The sequence below is a fragment of the Amycolatopsis sp. cmx-11-51 genome (assembly GCF_047608665.1).
In the GTDB taxonomy this organism is placed as follows: Bacteria; Actinomycetota; Actinomycetes; order Mycobacteriales; family Pseudonocardiaceae; genus Amycolatopsis.
The window spans coordinates 328889-344869 of the sequence record NZ_JADNQO010000005.1 but is presented as its reverse complement, the minus strand read 5'-3'; the positions used below and the strand labels follow the sequence as shown (position 1 = coordinate 344869).

Below are 15981 nucleotides of genomic sequence, written 5' to 3'. Positions count from 1 at the left end.
GAGATCGAAAATCCGCCACTCGCCGAAGCGGTCCGCTGCCGTTCGGGGGAGCGGGGGACCTTTGCTTCCGTTTCACGGTCTGTGCAGGTCAGGTCACTGTTTGGTCGGAAAAGGTTGGTGAGGTGGTCGTGCCGGGACAGCCTGGAGTTCACGTCGGCGGGTTTTGCTGAGCGGAGGATGCGGCCGGTGTCGTGCCGGCCGCCGTTCACCCGCGAGGTGGTGGCAGACGATGTGGCTGGACGAGTGTCCGTCGTTCTGGGACGAGGGACGGGTGCGCCCGGTGGTCACCGAATCGGGCAAGGTCGTCCTGAGGTGCGACTCGTGCGCCGCGGTCTGGCCGACGCTCTCCGACTTCAAGGAGATGGAGCACGTCGAGCCCGACGAGCCGGACTGGGCGGTGACGGCCGGGGTGCACGTCCGGCCAGGGACCTTCCGGTGGGCGTCGGCCCAGGACCTGGAGGTCGCCGGGATGGGTGGCCTCTCGTGGCGCTCCTAAGCGGGTTACGGACTCTCCGCGGGTAGCAGCGTCTTCGACGCGGTCCGCGCCGACCTCGCCCTTGGTCGAAGTGACCGCGGTGATCCATTTGTCGACATAGCGATCGACTGCTTCATCACTCAGCCCCATCTGGCCTCGCGTCGCCACGTTTCCCGGTCGAGATGAACGTCGCAGTCGTAGTAGTGGCTGAGCGCCGCGTGTTCGAGCGCCCACACGAAGCCTCGCGGGTGAGGTCGAGCGCGTGGACGCGCTCCTGACCGGGTTTGGCGGCCCAGCCGCGGCGTACGCCCGCCAGAGAAAGGACGGCGGCACGGCTCGTCAGGGCCAAGGAGTCAGGATCGCGGTCCGTGAAGGACCCCTTGAGGGACCCAGGGTCCCTCAAGGAGTCCTTCACGGACTTGGAGGGCAACCGCGCGACAGGGCCGCACGAGACTTAGCCCAAGGACCACAGGCGTGCGTAGTGGCCGCCTGCGGCCACCAGTTCCGCGTGCGTGCCTTGCTCGATGATCCGGCCGTGGTCCAGGACGACGATCCGGTCCGCCTTGGCGGCGGTGGCGAGGCGGTGCGCGACCACGAAGGTCGTGCGGCGGCGCGCGAGTTGTTCGGTCGCGCGCAGGACGGCGGCTTCGGTGGACGGGTCGAGGGCCGCGGTCGCCTCGTCGAGCAGGAGGACGTCCGGGTCCACGAGTTCGGCGCGGGCGAGGGCGACGAGTTGGCGTTGTCCCGCCGAAAGCGAGCGCCCGCGTTCACCGACGGGCTGGTGGAAACCGGCGGGAAGCGCGGCGACGCCGTCGAGCGCGCCGACGGATCGGACCGCCTCCTCGACCTCCGCGTCCGTCGCGGAAGGCCTGCCGTAGCGCACATTGTCGGCGACGGTCCCCGAGAACAGATGCGCTTCCTGAGGTACTACGCCCATTCGCGCGCGAAGGGCGGCCAGGTCGTACTCGCGGATGTCGGTTCCGTCGATCCGGACCACGCCGCCTGTCGCGTCGTAGAAGCGCGCGACGAGCTTCACCGCTGTCGACTTCCCGGCGCCCGTCGCGCCGACCAAAGCGACGGTCTCCCCGGCCGGGACCTCCAGTGAAAGCTGCGTCAGAGCGGGCTCATCTGTTGCGGTGTAAGCGAAATCGACGTCCTTGAACGAGACCTCGCCTCGTAGTCGCTCCGGGACCGCGACCGGTTTCTCCGCCTCGGGAACGGAAGTCGGCGTGCGTAACAGGTCGCCGATCCGGACCAGGCCGACCCGCGCCTGCTGGTAACCGTCGAAAACCGAAGACAGTTGCTGGATCGGCGAGAAGAACTGGCCCAGGTACAACAGGAACGCCACCAGTACACCGGCCGACAGCGTGCCCGCCGCGACCCGGTTCGCGCCGACGATCAGCACGACGACCTCGGCCAGTCCGGAAAGCATCGCGGCGAAGGGGAAGTACGTCGCGACGAGGCGCTGCGCGCGCAATCGCGAACGTCGGTACTCGTCGCTGCGGGAAGCGAACTTCTCCGCTGTTCGCTCCTCGCGCGTGTACGCCTGCGCGACCCGCAGCCCGTTCACGTTCTCCTGCATGTCCGCGTTGACCACACTGACACGTTCCCGCGCTTCGGTGTACGCCTTGGACGAGGCGCGCCGGAAGATCACCGTCGCCACGACGAGGATCGGCAGCACCGCGAGCGCGTACGCCGCCAGCCCGATGTCGGTGATCATCAGCGCCGCCGCGATCCCGACCAGCGTCAGCGCGCTCACCACGGCCTGTGCGACACCGGTCTGCAGGAACGTCGAGAGCGCGTCGACGTCGGTCGTCATCCGGGTCATGATCTTCCCGGACAGTTCGCGTTCGTAGAAGTCGAGCCCGAGCCGTTGCAGATGCGCGTAACTGCGTACGCGCAGCGAATACAGCACCGTTTCGCCGACCCGCGCGGTCATCTTGGTCTGGAGGTAGATCGCGAGCCAGTCCGCGACGATCACCAGCGCGCCGATCCCGGCGGCCAGCCAGATCACCGCCTCCATCCCGGTGCGCACGCCGTTGTCGATGCCGTACTGGTACAGCGCGGGCATCGCGATGGTGGCCAGCGCGTCCGCCGCGACCAGCCCGATCACCACGGCGAGCGGGCCGCGAACCGGTTTCAGCAGGCGGCCGAGGCGGAACTTCGGTTCGGCCGCGGTGATGTCCGTGCCCGGGAGCTTCGGTGTGTCCGTGGCCGGCGGCAGTTTCCGGACGCCTTCGAGGAGTTCCCCGGTCGGCGGCAGGTCGATGTCCCATTCGCCGCCGGTGCCCTTGCGCTCGCCCGCCAGCTCGTCGGCCTTGTCCTGTTCCGGCCAGAGGGCGGGGGTGATTCCCGCAGGACCGCAGTCGAGGCCTTCGCAGCGGTGCGGTTCCTCGACGTCGTCACCCGGCCCCGCGACGAGTTCGCGGAACAGCGGGCAGCGCGCGAGCAGTTCCTCCTCCGTGCCGATGTCGACGACGCGGCCCTTGTCCAGCACGGCGATCCGGTCGGCGAGGGCGAGGGTGGAGCGGCGGTGCGCGATCAGCAGGGTCGTCCGGCCCGCGGTGACCGAGCGCAGCGTGTCGTGGATCGCCGCCTCGGTGACCGTGTCGATGGCGGACGTCGCGTCGTCGAGGACCAGCACACGCGGGTCGGTCATCAGCGCCCTGGCCAGGCCGAGCCGCTGCCGCTGACCACCCGACAGCGTGAGGCCACGTTCGCCGACGAGCGTGTCGTAGCCCTTGGGGAGACGCTGGATGAATTCGTCCGCCTCCGCCGCCCGTGCGGCCGCGCGGATCTCCTCGTCGCTCGCGTCCGGCCTGCCATAGGCGATGTTGTCGCGCACCGACGAGGAGAACAGGAACGCTTCCTCGAAGACGACGCCGATCGCGCTGCGCAGGTCGTGCTGCCGGAGGTCGCGGACGTCGAGGTCGCCGACCTGGACCGAACCGCTGTGCACGTCGTAGAACCGGGGCAGCAGCAAGGAGATCGTCGACTTGCCGGAACCGGCGGTGCCGACCAGGGCCAGTGTTTCGCCTGGCAGTGCTTCGAGGGTGAGCCCGTCGAGGACCGGATCCGATCTTGTGTAGCCGAAGGAGACGTCCTCCAGCCGGACGCCGAGCGGACCTTCGGGCAGCGGCCGCGCGTCCGGGCTGTCGACGACGTCCGGCTGCGCGTCGATCAGTTCGTTGACCCGTTCCGCGCCCGCGCGGGTCAGCTGGGCCTGCACCACGAGGCTGGAGATCATCCTGGCCGGGCCGATCAGGATGGACAGATAGGTGGCGAAGGCCAGGAAGGTGCCCAGGCTGATTTCGCCCTTCAGCGCGAGCACACCGCCGACCGCCAGCACCGCGACCTGACCGGCCGCGGGCAGCGCCGCCGTCGTGGCCGTGGGCAACGAAGACAAGCGGGCCGCGCGCAGACGTTCGGCGAAGAGCTTCTTCGCCGTCCTCTCCAGCTTCGCGACCTCGCGCGCTTCCTGGCCGAAGCCCTTCACCACGCGTACGCCGGTGACGGTCTCCTCGACCTGCTGCGCGACGTCGGCCGCGCGCTGCTGGGCCGCCCATGTCGCGGGGAAGAGCCGCTTGCGGCTCACCGCCATGATGATCGCGATCGCCGGGGCGACCACCATCGCGATCAGGGTCAACGTCGGCGACATCCACAGCATCGCGCCGAGGGACAGCAACGCGAAGATCACCGAGCCCGCCGAAAGCGGGACCTGCATCAGGACCGACGTGACCAGCTGAAGATCCGAGATCGCGCGCGAGGCGACCTGCCCGGTGCGCAGCGCGTCCTGCTTGCCGCCGTCGAGGCGGGAGACCGCGTTGAACACCTGGCGGCGCAGATCGTGCTGGACGTCGAGCGCCAGCCGCCCGCCGACGTACCGGCGGGCGAACGCGTTCCCGAAGGTCAGCACCTGCAGCACCGCCATCACGGCGGCGAGCACGCCGAGACGGGAGGTGTCGCCGGCGACGGCCCCGTCGAGCGCCTCCCGGATCAGGAGAGGACCGGCGGCCTGCAGACCGACACCGATGATCGCCGCGCCCAGCGACAGCACGACCAGCCAGGGATGTTTCCAGCACGAAGCGGCCAGACGGCGGATCCAGCCTCCGGCGGGTACGGGGGTGGTCTCACGGGCCGGACTGGCTTGACGCGGACGAGGTGGAGCTGTGGTCACCCCGCCAGCCTATGCGGCCCTACCGACAGGACCGGCCGGTTCGCGGAGGCCGAACGAGATGAACGGGACTTTCCTCGCAAAATTTGCGAGGAAAGTCCCGTTCATCTCACGGGTGGGCAGCGACTACGTGATGTCCTTCTTCTGGTTCACGGCCCAGCCCGCCAGGAAGAAGGCCATCGTCCAGCCGAAGAAGATGAGCGCGGAGGCCCACCACGAGAACGCTCCCGGCGCACCGGCCGCGTACTGCAGCACCCACGCCGTCTCGTCCTCCAGCGCCGGCACCTTCACCCCGGCGGCGCCGAACGCCTCCGCGCCGATGGCGCCCACGATGCCGTTGACCGTGCCGTTCGGCAGGATGCCGCCGAGCCAGGTGATGTCCGCGGCACCGAACATGACGAAGACCAGGACGTTCTCGACGACGAGCATCCAGATGGTCAGTGTGATGATGCTGCCGACCACGCTGCGCCACACGGCGCCGACGCCGATGCCGAACAGGGTCGCCAGGATCGTCGCGAGGACACCCGCGCCCAGCACACCGAGCCACTGGCCCGCCGACGGCAGGCGCTCGCTGTCGACGGTGATCACCGTGCCGAGGCTCGCCGCCGCCACGATGATCACACCGTAGATGGCGCCCCACGCGACGTAGGTGATCATCTTCGCGCTCAACGCCGAAACCCGGTTCGGGGCGGTGAGGAACGTCGTGGTGATCGTCTTCTTCGTGTACTCGCCCGCGAGCGCGAAGACACCGAAGATGATCGGGATCATCGTGCCGATGTTGATGCCGTGCCCGAGGGCGAGCAGGCCGACCGGCAGCTGACCGGTCGAGATGCCGAGCGCCTCGGTCAGCTCACGGGTGTCCGAACGCCCGAGATAGTTGCTGAAGTCGTTGGTGATCATGCCCCAGAACAGGGCGAACGCGAAGGCGAAAACCACCGCGGGGATCATCAGCGCCCACCACGCCTTGAGCGTGAGCGTCTTGCGGAACTCCGCCTTGATCAGGTTGCCCATCAGCCCTGGCCTCCCCAGCCCTCGTTCTGGCCCTGCTGCTGCGCCTGCTGCTGAGGCGGCGCCTGCTGGTACTGCTGCTGTTGCGGGGGCTGGCCCTGCTGGAACTGCTGCTGCGGCGGCGCGAACCCGGGAGCCGGGGTGTTCGGCGGCGCGAACCCGGGCGGCGGCGTGTTCTGCGGGGCATAGCCGGACGGCGGACCCTGGTACCCGGGCGGCGGACCCTGATACCCCGGGGGCGGACCCTGGTAGCCGGGCGGCGGGCCCTGCTGGAAACCGGGCTGCGGCGCGGCGTACTGACCCTGCGTCAGCTGGAAGAACATCCGCTCCAGATCCGCGGTCTCCTCCTGCATGCCGTAGACCGCGATGCTCGCCTTGGCGGAGATGTCACCGATCTGCTGCACCGTCGCACCGGAAACCGCGACCCGGCCGTCCGGCGTCGGCGAAACCTGGGTGATGCCCGACTCCTGCAACGCGGAGACGAGGCCGTTCGTGTCGGCGGACTGCACCAGCACGCGCGACTGGTTGCTCTTGCGCAACTGGTCGAGCGAGCCGTTGTACCGCGTCATGCCCTGGCTGATGATGATGACCTGGTCGATCGTCTGCTCCACCTCGTTCAGCAGGTGGCTCGAGACCAGCACCGTGCGCCCCTCACGCGCGTACGCGCGCAGGAAGTTCCGAAGCCACAGGATGCCTTCGGGGTCGAGACCGTTCGTCGGCTCGTCCAGCACCAGGACCTGCGGATCCCCCAGCAACGCCGTCGCCAGCGCCAGCCGCTGCCGCATACCGAGCGAGAACCCGCCGGCCTTGCGGTCCGCCGCCGACGAAAGGCCGACCAGGCCAAGGACCTCGCCCACCCGCTGATCCGGCATCCCGATCGCCGCCGAGTACACGCGCAGATGATTCCGCGCCGTGCGACCCGGGTGGAAGCCCTCGTTCTCCAGCACCGAACCGACGACCCTGGCCGGGTTCCCCAGCTGGTCGTGCGGGCGCCCGTTGATGGTCGCCGTGCCGTTCGTGGGCGTCACCAGCCCGAGCAGCATCCGGAGCGTCGTGGTCTTCCCCGCCCCGTTGGGCCCGAGGAACCCGGTCACCGAACCCGGCTCCACCGTGAAACTCAGATTCTGGACCGCGTTGACCGCACCGAACTGCTTGCTCAGATTCTGCACCGCGATGCGGCCACTGCCGTCGTGCATACCGTCCCCTTTTGTTGGCCAAGGCCGATCACGCGACATCCTGCCTCACCGGGTGAGTCCGCACCCGCGGAAGGGGGCAATCCACCGAAAGCGACCTTCGTCACGTCCAGTGCGGTGACGATTCCGTCCCTCAGCGCAGCCATCGCTGGACCGAATGGCCCCTGACTACCGCATATCCGGCGTAGAGCGCGGAAAATCACCGACCGCGACAGAGGTCGGTGAAGAAATAACTCCGAAGACATGCCAACCCCATGCAGCGCGACGGCGACTTATTACCTACGATGTAGGAGGCGGCCCGCTCCCAGTGACCCCCAGGCTGGTCGAGCGGGTCGCCCTCAGCCCCTTTGCCCCACTTCGGTCGACGCTGGCGCGTCTTTCCGAAGGTGGGGCTTCGTCGTATCGCCCGGGGGGCGAGCCCCCCCCCGGACCCCCACGGTGCGTGAAGCTGCGGTTGGCGGGTGGGTGGCCTACGGCGCGGGGCGTCGTGGCCTGGTGAGTGGCCGAAGGCGCGGGGCGGCGTGGGCTAGCGAGTGGTCCTCGGCGCTGGTGTCAAGGGCGCGGGATGGTTTTGGGAAAGGTTGGGTGCCACCCTGTCGTCGTGAGTCGGCGACGGGAAAGTGACCAGTGTGCCGCGAAAGTGGGGATTCGGGTGTCGGAAGGGCGCGAAAAGGAGCGAGGGACCTTCGCACTGGGGTGGCAAAGGTCCCCCGCGTGGGAGTGTGGCTAGGGGTCAAGCCAGGACGGCGGCCAGGTCCGTGGCGGGCAGGCCGTGCGCGGCCGCGACGGGGGCGTTCGTGAGGGCGCCGGCGTGCGTGTTGAGGCCCTTCGCGAGCGAAGCGTCCGCCTGCAGCGCCTTCTGCCAGCCGAATTCCGCCAACTGAACGGCGTACGGCAGCGTCACGTTGGTCAGGCCGTAGGTCGACGTACGCGGGACAGCGCCCGGCATGTTCGCGACGCAGTAGAACACCGACTCGTGGACCTTGTAGGTCGGCTCGTCGTGCGTGGTCGGCCGCGAGTCGGCGAAGCAGCCGCCCTGGTCGATCGCGATGTCCACCAGCACGCTGCCCGGACGCATCCGCGAAACGAGGTCGTTCGAGACCAGCTTCGGCGCCTTCGCGCCGGGCACGAGCACCGCGCCGATGACCATGTCGGCCTCCAGTACGGACTGCTCGACCGACAGCGCGTTCGAGGTCACCGTGCGGATGCGACCGCCGAAGTCGTTGTCGATCTGACGGAGGCGGTCGACGTTGGTGTCGAGGATCTCGACGTCCGAGCCGAGGCCGAGCGCGACCCGCGCGGCGTTGAGACCGGCGACACCGCCACCGATCACGACCACGCGCGCCGGGTGGACACCGGGGATGCCGCCGGGCAGCACACCGCGGCCACCGCTCGGCTTCATCAGGGAGAACGCGCCCACCTGCGGCGCCAGCCTGCCGGCGACCTCGGACATCGGCGCGAGCAGCGGCAGCGCGCGGTTCGGGGTCTGCACCGTCTCGTACGCGATCGCGGTGGTGCCGGCGGCCAGCAGCGCGTCGGTCAGCGGCCGGTCCGCGGCGATGTGCAGATAGGTGAACAGCACCTGGTCGGCGCGCAGCTGCGGGTACTCCTCGGCGATCGGCTCCTTGACCTTGAGCACGAGTTCGCCCTCGGCCCAGGTCTCCTCCGCCGTCGCGAGGATCTTCGCGCCCGCGGCGAGGTACTCGTCGTCGGTGATGGACGAGCCGAGGCCGGCACCGGTTTCGACGAAGACGTCGTGGCCGCGCCCGGTCAGTTCATGCACGCCCGCCGGGGTGAGCGCCACCCGGTATTCGTGCCTCTTGATTTCACGGGGGACGGCGATACGCACGGAGTGCCTCCTGCGGCGGGTCTACGACAAAGGTGCTGCCACTCACGGTGAGCCACCTGGACGGCGGTGTCATCGTGCGCCCACGACAAGGTTGAGCACCGATCATGGTCTTTCCGGCACAATCGCTTGACCTCCAGTCAACTGGAGCTCGCACCTTGTGGCACATGAGAGCCGTGTGGTTGAAGGAGTTCGGCGGGCCCGAAGTGCTCGTCGCCGGCGACGCCCCCGATCCGGTCCCCGCCGAGGGCCAGGCCCTGATCGAGGTGGCGTTCGCCAACATCACGTTCGTCGAGACGCAGTTCCGCGCCGGCGGCGGTGGGCCGTTCCGTGCCGAACTGCCGATGATCCCCGGTAACGGCGTCGGTGGCGTGATCAGCGCGGTCGGCGAAGGAGTCGATCTCGGCCTGGTCGGGAAGCGCGTCGTGACCTCCACCGGCGGATCCGGGGCGTACGCGCAGCGGGTCGCGGTCGCCGCCGATTCCGTCTTCGAGGTACCGGACGCGCTGGCCCTCGACGCCGCGGTGGCGATCCTCGCCGACGGCCGGACGGCGACGGCGCTGGTGGCCGCCGCGCGCCTTCAGCCGGGGGAGCGCGTACTGGTCGAGGCCGCGGCGGGCGGTGTCGGTGGGCTGGTCGTCCAGCTCGCCAAGGCCGCGGGCGCGGAGGTCGTCGGCGCGGCGGGCGGACCGGCGAAGGTCGGACACGTCCGGGAGCACGGCGCCGATCTGGCGGTCGACTACCGCGAATCGGATTGGTCGGCGAAGGCGGGCGCGGTCGACGTCGTCTTCGACGGGGTCGGCGGCGGGATCGGGTCGACGTCGTTCGGGTTGCTGAGGCCCGGCGGCCGGATGCTGATCTACGGGTTGTCGAGCGGCTCGTGGACCGAGGTGTCCGACGAGGACGCCGCCGCCCGCGGGGTCACGGTGATCCAGGCCCTCGGCGGGCGGGCGGAGATGCGGGCGTTCACCGAGTCCGCGCTCGCCGAGGCCGCCGCCGGGCGGCTGGAACCCGTGATCGGGCAACGGTTCCCTCTCGAACGCGCGGCGGACGCGCACGCGGTCATGCAGTCGCGTGGCGCGATCGGCAAGACGCTGCTCGAGGTCTGATGCCGGAATCCCCGGCCCGGTGAGAGCAAATGGGATGCGCGATTTCGTTCTTGCCTGCACGATGATCCCGAGGCGAAAAGGACGTCTGGGTCCGGACGCACGGCCGTGTTCGCTGGGGGTGAGCGCGGCCGTGCGACCCGCGAATGGGGAAATGCAGCACGATCGAGTCAAGATGTTGATCTTACTGGCCGGTAAGCTGCCATTCTGTTCCGCATGACAAATCAGGACTGGCGGCGGGAGCGGCGTGTTCGCACCGTCGACACCGAAGGCAATCCGGCCGATGTCATCGTCGGCCTGGTCGAAACTCCGGGGCACGGTTACGAAGCCGCGCTGCGGGTCGACGGTGGCCCCGGTGTGCTTCTGCCGCTTTACCCCGGCGCCGATCTGCTCGCCGCGGTACGGCAGACCATTGAGGACGGATATCGCGCCAGCGCGCACTAGCCCGCCGGATGTGGTGAAAGGGTCTTTCCTGACGGCAGCGCTGATTCAAAGCGTGTCTTGAAAGACCCTTTCATGACGTCTGCGCACGGTTTTGTCGCACGACAAAGTGTTCGTTATTGAACAGAACGAAGTGGAATCCCGTGTCAGCTCCACCGCAGCGAAACGAGTTGCGTGATCAACGCCAGCCGGACGTCGGGATCGTCGAGATCCAGCGGCACGAGGCCGAGCAGTCGCCGCATGCGGTACCGCAGGGTGTTGGGATGGATCCGCAGTTCCTCCGCGGCGGCGCGTGGGTCGCCGGGATGCCGGAGCCATTGGTAGAGCGTGTCGACGTAGCCGCTCTCGTGGGCTTCGTCGTGCGCGTGCAGCAGGCCGAGCGGGCCGAGTTCGGCCACCTTCGCGGTGCTCGCGGCCGTGGCCCCGCGATGTAAGGACAGAGCTGTCCATGCCTCGTCGAAGACCACGACACGGCCGGGGACGAGCTTGGCGCGCAGCAGGCCCAACGCCTCGTCGGCCTGGGCCCGTGACGTCGCGAGTTCCCCGATCTCGCAGGCGGAACCCGCGGCCGCCCGCGGGGTGCCGCCTCGCCTTGGTGTCGGCAGGGCTTCGAGCGCGGCCCGGAGTTCGTCCCAGCCCTCGCCGTCCGGAACGACGGCGTAGAGCACGCCGCCGAGTTCGGTGGCCACCGGCCGCCTGCCGACGCCTTGGGAGATCCGTTCGAGGAGGGCGAGCCGCAACCCCTCGTCGTCACGGCCGTCGCCGCCGGAGACCTCGATGACGACGACGCGGTGTGGCACTTCCGACAGGTCGAGTTCCGCGATCGCCTTACGCGGGCTGGCCTTCCCTTCGAGCACGGCACGCAGGAGTTCGGCCGAGACGCGGCGTTGGGAGTCGGTGTGCGCGCGGCGGCGCAGCAGGTGCAGCGCGACGACGGGCGCCGCGTCGGCGAACGCGGCCGCGCGTTCGTCGGAGACCGGGCCCGCGACGACCGCCCACATCGAACCGAGCAGTTCGCCGCCCATCCGGATCGGCACGATGAGCCGGGGCAGGGTGCCGTCGCGCTGCGCGGGCACGAAGATCGTTTGCCGCCCACGGGAAAGCTCGCGGAACACGCCTCGCGAACGGAACCGCGCGAGCACGTCGTCGGGGATGCGGCGGCCCATGATGGTGGACACGCGCGCCGAGTCGGTCAGGTCCTGCCGGGCCGAGTAGGCGAGCACCCGCGAGTTGGTGTCCTCGATGGTGACGGGCGCGTCGACGACCGAGGCGACCGCGTCGGCGAGCCGGAAAAGATCGCCGGAACCGGGGCCGCCGCCGTCCTCCAGTGCGTCGGACTCGTCGGCGAGCGCGTCGAGGACGGTCCTGAGCAGCCAGACGAGCTGGGCCCACGACGTCGCCGAGCGCACTTCGATCAACGCGATGTCCGCCGACTTCGCCGCTCGCTTCACTGACGGTTTGGCCGCGAGCGGAGGTTTCAGCAGGACGGCGGCGGCGCCTTTCGCCGCGCCGAGCTTGACCAGTTCCGCGGCGTCCGACGTGTCGGTGATGGCGACGCCGAGCACGAGGTCACCCGCGGCGAGGGTGGTGCCGGGTTCGGCGATGACGACATCACCGACGGCCGGGGACTCTTCGGGCACCTGCAGGGCGTGCAGCAGCGTCGGACCGACCCGGTCGACAACGCTGCGCACGGAAACCATGCTTTATTTTGCGCCCGCTGACGAAAACGCGCCGCAGGGGCCGTCCCGAAGATCGCTCCCGTCGAGCGCCGAGGGGCCCCTTCATCGCGTTTTCGTGGGCCTTCGGCCCAAAGAGAGCGGGCGGGGTGAAGTCTCCTCGTCGCGCTGACGCGCTACCCGAGGAGACGTCCGCCGGTCACCTGAGGCACACGTCAGACCTCGGGTGGCGTCCTGGCATCGATGTCTTCCGGGGTGAACCGCTCCCGTTTGGTCGTCAGCGCCCACCGGTGCCCGTCGGGATCGACGATCCGGCCATACCGCTCGCCGAAGAACATCTCCTCGACCGGCGCCTCCACCCGCGCGCCCGCGAACACCGCGCGTCGCACGAGGTCGTCGGGGTCCTCGGTCTCCAGGGTCAGCAGCATCGGCGTGCCGCCGAGGGTCGCGGGCGCGAGCGCGTCCAGTTGCGGGATCTCCTGGCTCACCAGCAGCCGCGCGTCGCCGACGGCGAGTTCCACGAACAGCACGACACCGTTCGGCAGCACGTTGCGGAACAGCTCCACGGCCCCGAATGCCTTGCCGTAGAACAAAAGTGATGTGTCCACGTCCTTGACGAACAGATGGGGGACGAGCCCGAGCGCCCGGCTCACGCCGACTCTGCCCGCTTCAGCAGCCCCGCTTGACCGGCCACGGCGACCAGCCGGCTCAGGAACTCAGCCTCGCGCGCGGCGACGTCCCGGCCGGCGCGGGTCAGCCGGTAGTAGCGGCGGCGCGAGTCGTGCGGCTGGTCTTCGCTCGCTTCGGGAGCCTCCTCGACCAGGCCGTCGGCGACGAGCCTGGCCAGTGTCCGATACAGCGTGCCCGGCCCGAGCCGGTCGGCGCCGCCGCTCACCTCGTCGACGAAACCCATGATCGCGTATCCGTGCGCGCGACCGCCCTTGCCGCTCGCGAGGGCCAGCAGGGTCTGGAACGCCGCAGGGGTGAGCTGGGGGTTGCCGTCGGCCATTCGGGAAGCATACGCTCCGGTCCCGTTATATCCATGATGGATACAAAGGAGCTGGACGTGGCGATTCAGGGAGTCAACAAAATCGTCGTCGGGGTGCGGGACCAGGAACGGGCGAAGCGGTTCTGGTCGGAGGTCGTCGGATTCGAGATCACCACCGACGCGCCCTACGACGACCAGGGGAACCGGTGGGTCGAGGTCACCACCGCCGACGGCGCGACGGCACTCGTACTGAGTACTTCGCCGGAGGACCTCAAACGCTTCGAGGTGCGCGACGAGATCCCGACGGCCAACTTCTTCTTCTACGCCGACGACATCGGAAAGACGTACGAGGAGCTTTCGGCGAAAGGTGTCGAGTTCCCGGCTCGCCCGGAGAAGCAGCCCTGGGGCTGGTGGGCGATGTTCGTCGACTCCGAGGGCAACCGGTTCGCCCTTCAGGAGAGGAATCCCACCCCCTGAGAGTAGTTGGGTGCTCCGTACGGCGGAGCTAGCTTCGGTGGCAACAGGCCGTATCCCTTGACCGCTAGGAGAATCGCGATGAGCGCGGATGGATGGTCATTCGAGACCAAGCAGATCCACGCGGGTGCGGCGCCGGACACCGCCACCGGCGCGCGGGCCACCCCGATCTACCAGACCACCTCGTACGTGTTCCGCGACAGCCAGCACGGCGCCGACCTGTTCAGCCTCGCCGAGCCGGGCAACATCTACACGCGGATCAACAACCCCACGCAGGACGTGCTGGAGCAGCGTCTCGCCGCGCTCGAAGGCGGCGTCGCGGCGCTGGCGTTCGCCTCCGGGAGCGCGGCCACGACGGCGGCCATCCTGAACCTCGCGAACGCGGGCGACCACTTCGTCTCCAGCCCGTCGCTCTACGGCGGCACCTACAACCTCTTCCACTACACGCTGCCGAAGCTCGGCATCGAGGTCTCGTTCGTCGAGGACCAGGACGACATCGAGCAGTGGAAGGCCGCGGTCCGGCCCAACACCAAGCTGTTCTTCGCCGAGACGCTGGCCAACCCGGGTAGCAACGTCCTCGACATCCGCGCGGTCGCCGACGCCGCGCACGAATCCGGTGTCCCGCTGGTCGTGGACAACACCGTGCCGACCCCGTATCTCGTTCGCCCGATCGAGCACGGCGCCGACGTCGTGGTCCACTCCGCGACCAAGTACCTCGGCGGCCACGGCACCACGGTCGCCGGTGTGCTGGTCGACGGCGGCACCTTCGACTTCGGCAAGGACCCCGCGCGTTTCCCCGGTTTCACCGAGGCCGACCCGAGCTACCACGGTCTCAAGTACTGGGAAGCACTCGGCCCTGGCGCGTACGCCGCCAAGGCCCGCGTCCAGATCCTGCGCGACACCGGTGCCGCGATCGCACCGCTGAACAGTTTCCTGATCCTGCAAGGGATCGAGACGCTGTCGCTGCGTCTGGAGCGGCACGTGTCCAACGCGCAGGCGCTGGCCGAATGGCTGGAACAGCGCGACGAGGTCGAGAAGGTGTATTACGCCGGGCTGCCGTCGAGCCCGTTCCATGAGGCCGCGAAGAAGTACCTGCCGAAGGGCGCGGGCGCGGTTCTTTCGTTCGACGTGCGTGGCGGTGTCGACGCCGGACGGGCCTTTGTGGACGGTACGGAGTTGCACAGCCAGCTGGTCAACATCGGCGACGTGCGCAGCCTGATCGTGCACCCCGCTTCGACGACGCACAGCCAGCTTTCACCGGAGGAGCAGGTGTCGAGCGGTGTGACGCCGGGGCTCGTGCGGCTCGCTGTCGGACTGGAAGGGATCGAGGACCTCAAGGCCGACCTCGAGGCCGGATTCCGGGCGGCCAAGGCGGCTCTGTGACCGAGGCTCGCGATCTCCCTCCCGCCACCGGTGCGTGGCGGGAGGGAGATCCGCCTGGCCGGCGCCGGTTCGTCACCGGCGCCCAGGTGCTCGAAACGGGGCAGGAGTTGCCTTTCACGCTCGCCTACGAGACTTGGGGTACGCTGAATGCCGGTGCCTCCAACGCTGTCCTCGTCGAGCACGCGCTGACCGGTGACAGTCACGCCGTCGGCCCGGCCGAGGACGGCCACGTCAGCCCTGGCTGGTGGGACGGGCTGATCGGCCCCGGCAAGGCGATCGACACGGACGCGTTCTTCGTCGTGGCCCCGAACGTGCTCGGCGGCTGCCAGGGCTCGACCGGTCCGTCGTCCTCGCATCCGGATGGAAACCCTTGGGGCAGCAGGTTTCCCGCTGTCACCGTGCGGGACCAGGTGGCCGCCGAAGTCGTCCTCGCCGACGCGCTGGGCGTCGGCAGCTGGGCCGCGGTGCTCGGCGGTTCGATGGGCGGGATGCGCGCGCTGGAATGGGCGGTGAGTGAGCCGGGCAGGGTCGAGTCGCTGCTCGTCCTCGCCTCGACGGCGCAGGCGTCGGCCGACCAGATCGCCTGGGCCGCACCGCAACTGCACGCCATCCGGTCCGATCCGGGCTGGCACGGCGGCGACTATCACGACGTCCCCGGCGGTGGCCCGGACGCCGGTCTCGGCATCGCGCGCCGGATCGCGCACATCACCTATCGCAGCGAAGGTGAACTGTCGCAACGATTCGGCCGCCGGTACCAAGACGACGAGGACCCGCTGCGCGGCGGCCGGTTCGCCATCGAGTCCTATTTGGACCATCACGCCGGGAAGCTGTCCCGCCGGTTCGACGCCGGCAGCTACGTGGTGCTCACCGAAACGATGAACACCCACGACGTCGGCCGCGGCCGGGGTGGCGTCGCGAACGCGCTCGGCCGGATCACCGCGCGGACGGTCGCCGCCGGAGTGGACAGTGACCGGCTCTACCCGCTGTACCAGTCACAGGCGATCGCGGACGCCGTCACGGGCGCGGAATTCGCCGTCATCGGCTCGCCGTACGGGCACGACTCGTTCCTGATCGAGACGGAACAGATCGCGCGGCTGGTGAAACTGCTTCTCGGCTAGTCGGCGACGGTGTCCGAGTCTTGCGGTGGTGGTGAGTGGCGATTTGGGCTTCTTTGAGGGGTAGGGCATCGGTGGCGTCGGAGGGGTGTGTGGATATAG

13 protein-coding genes are annotated in these 15981 nt (G+C 69.2%); 6 read left to right on the top strand and 7 right to left on the bottom strand.

The window, feature by feature from the left end:
- The first annotated feature begins 229 nt into the window (after nt 1-229).
- Nucleotides 230-496, top strand: a complete 267-nt coding sequence (locus ACM6LU_RS21195; RefSeq protein ID WP_414939448.1) for a hypothetical protein — start codon at nt 230-232, stop codon at nt 494-496.
- Between the two features lie 433 nt (nt 497-929).
- Here the strand turns inward: ACM6LU_RS21195 and ACM6LU_RS21190 are convergent, their stop codons facing one another.
- The 4 genes from ACM6LU_RS21190 to ald form a co-directional block, all read right to left on the bottom strand.
- Nucleotides 930-4652: an ABC transporter ATP-binding protein gene (locus ACM6LU_RS21190; RefSeq protein WP_414939447.1), complete on the bottom strand. Its 3723-nt coding sequence runs from the start codon at nt 4650-4652 to the stop codon at nt 930-932.
- 123 nt (nt 4653-4775) lie between these two features.
- Complete coding sequence (locus ACM6LU_RS21185) at nt 4776-5660, bottom strand: ABC transporter permease (protein WP_414939446.1); 885 nt, start codon at nt 5658-5660, stop codon at nt 4776-4778.
- The gene (locus ACM6LU_RS21180; protein ID WP_414939445.1) at nt 5660-6853 is read right to left on the bottom strand and encodes an ABC transporter ATP-binding protein; all 1194 of its coding nucleotides are present in this window, start codon (nt 6851-6853) and stop codon (nt 5660-5662) included. The genes ACM6LU_RS21185 and ACM6LU_RS21180 overlap by 1 nt, the downstream gene beginning before the upstream one ends.
- A 730-nt stretch (nt 6854-7583) precedes the next feature.
- Nucleotides 7584-8699 carry an alanine dehydrogenase gene (ald, locus tag ACM6LU_RS21175; protein WP_414939444.1) on the bottom strand — a complete coding sequence of 372 codons (1116 nt, stop codon included), beginning with the start codon at nt 8697-8699 and terminating at the stop codon, nt 7584-7586.
- Between the two features lie 164 nt (nt 8700-8863).
- Between ald and ACM6LU_RS21170 the strand changes: the two genes are divergently transcribed.
- A complete protein-coding gene (locus ACM6LU_RS21170; protein WP_414939443.1) occupies nt 8864-9805 on the top strand; it encodes a zinc-binding dehydrogenase in 942 nt (313 codons plus the stop codon).
- Nucleotides 9806-10018: 213 nt separating this feature from the next.
- On the top strand, nt 10019-10246 hold the full coding sequence (locus ACM6LU_RS21165) for a hypothetical protein (protein ID WP_007033850.1): 228 nt from the start codon (nt 10019-10021) through the stop codon (nt 10244-10246).
- 143 nt (nt 10247-10389) lie between these two features.
- Here the strand turns inward: ACM6LU_RS21165 and ACM6LU_RS21160 are convergent, their stop codons facing one another.
- From ACM6LU_RS21160 to ACM6LU_RS21150, 3 genes are all read right to left on the bottom strand, one after another.
- Nucleotides 10390-11943, bottom strand: a complete 1554-nt coding sequence (locus ACM6LU_RS21160) for a PucR family transcriptional regulator (protein ID WP_414939442.1) — start codon at nt 11941-11943, stop codon at nt 10390-10392.
- A 191-nt stretch (nt 11944-12134) separates the two neighbouring features.
- The gene (locus ACM6LU_RS21155) at nt 12135-12572 is read right to left on the bottom strand and encodes a VOC family protein (protein WP_414939441.1); all 438 of its coding nucleotides are present in this window, start codon (nt 12570-12572) and stop codon (nt 12135-12137) included.
- On the bottom strand, nt 12569-12928 hold the full coding sequence (locus ACM6LU_RS21150) for a PadR family transcriptional regulator (protein ID WP_414939440.1): 360 nt from the start codon (nt 12926-12928) through the stop codon (nt 12569-12571). Before ACM6LU_RS21150 ends, ACM6LU_RS21155 begins: the two co-directional genes overlap by 4 nt.
- Before the next feature lie 57 nt (nt 12929-12985).
- On the opposite strand from ACM6LU_RS21150, the gene ACM6LU_RS21145 reads away from it, so the two are divergent.
- The 3 genes from ACM6LU_RS21145 (at nt 12986) to metX (ending at nt 15882) form a co-directional block, all read left to right on the top strand.
- Nucleotides 12986-13384, top strand: coding sequence for a VOC family protein (locus ACM6LU_RS21145; RefSeq protein WP_414939439.1), 399 nt, complete (start codon nt 12986-12988; stop codon nt 13382-13384).
- 78 nt (nt 13385-13462) lie between these two features.
- Complete coding sequence (locus ACM6LU_RS21140; protein ID WP_414939438.1) at nt 13463-14764, top strand: bifunctional o-acetylhomoserine/o-acetylserine sulfhydrylase; 1302 nt, start codon at nt 13463-13465, stop codon at nt 14762-14764.
- Nucleotides 14761-15882, top strand: a complete 1122-nt coding sequence (metX, locus tag ACM6LU_RS21135) for a homoserine O-acetyltransferase MetX (protein WP_414939437.1) — start codon at nt 14761-14763, stop codon at nt 15880-15882. The genes ACM6LU_RS21140 and metX overlap by 4 nt, the downstream gene beginning before the upstream one ends.
- Nucleotides 15883-15981 lie beyond the last annotated feature (99 nt).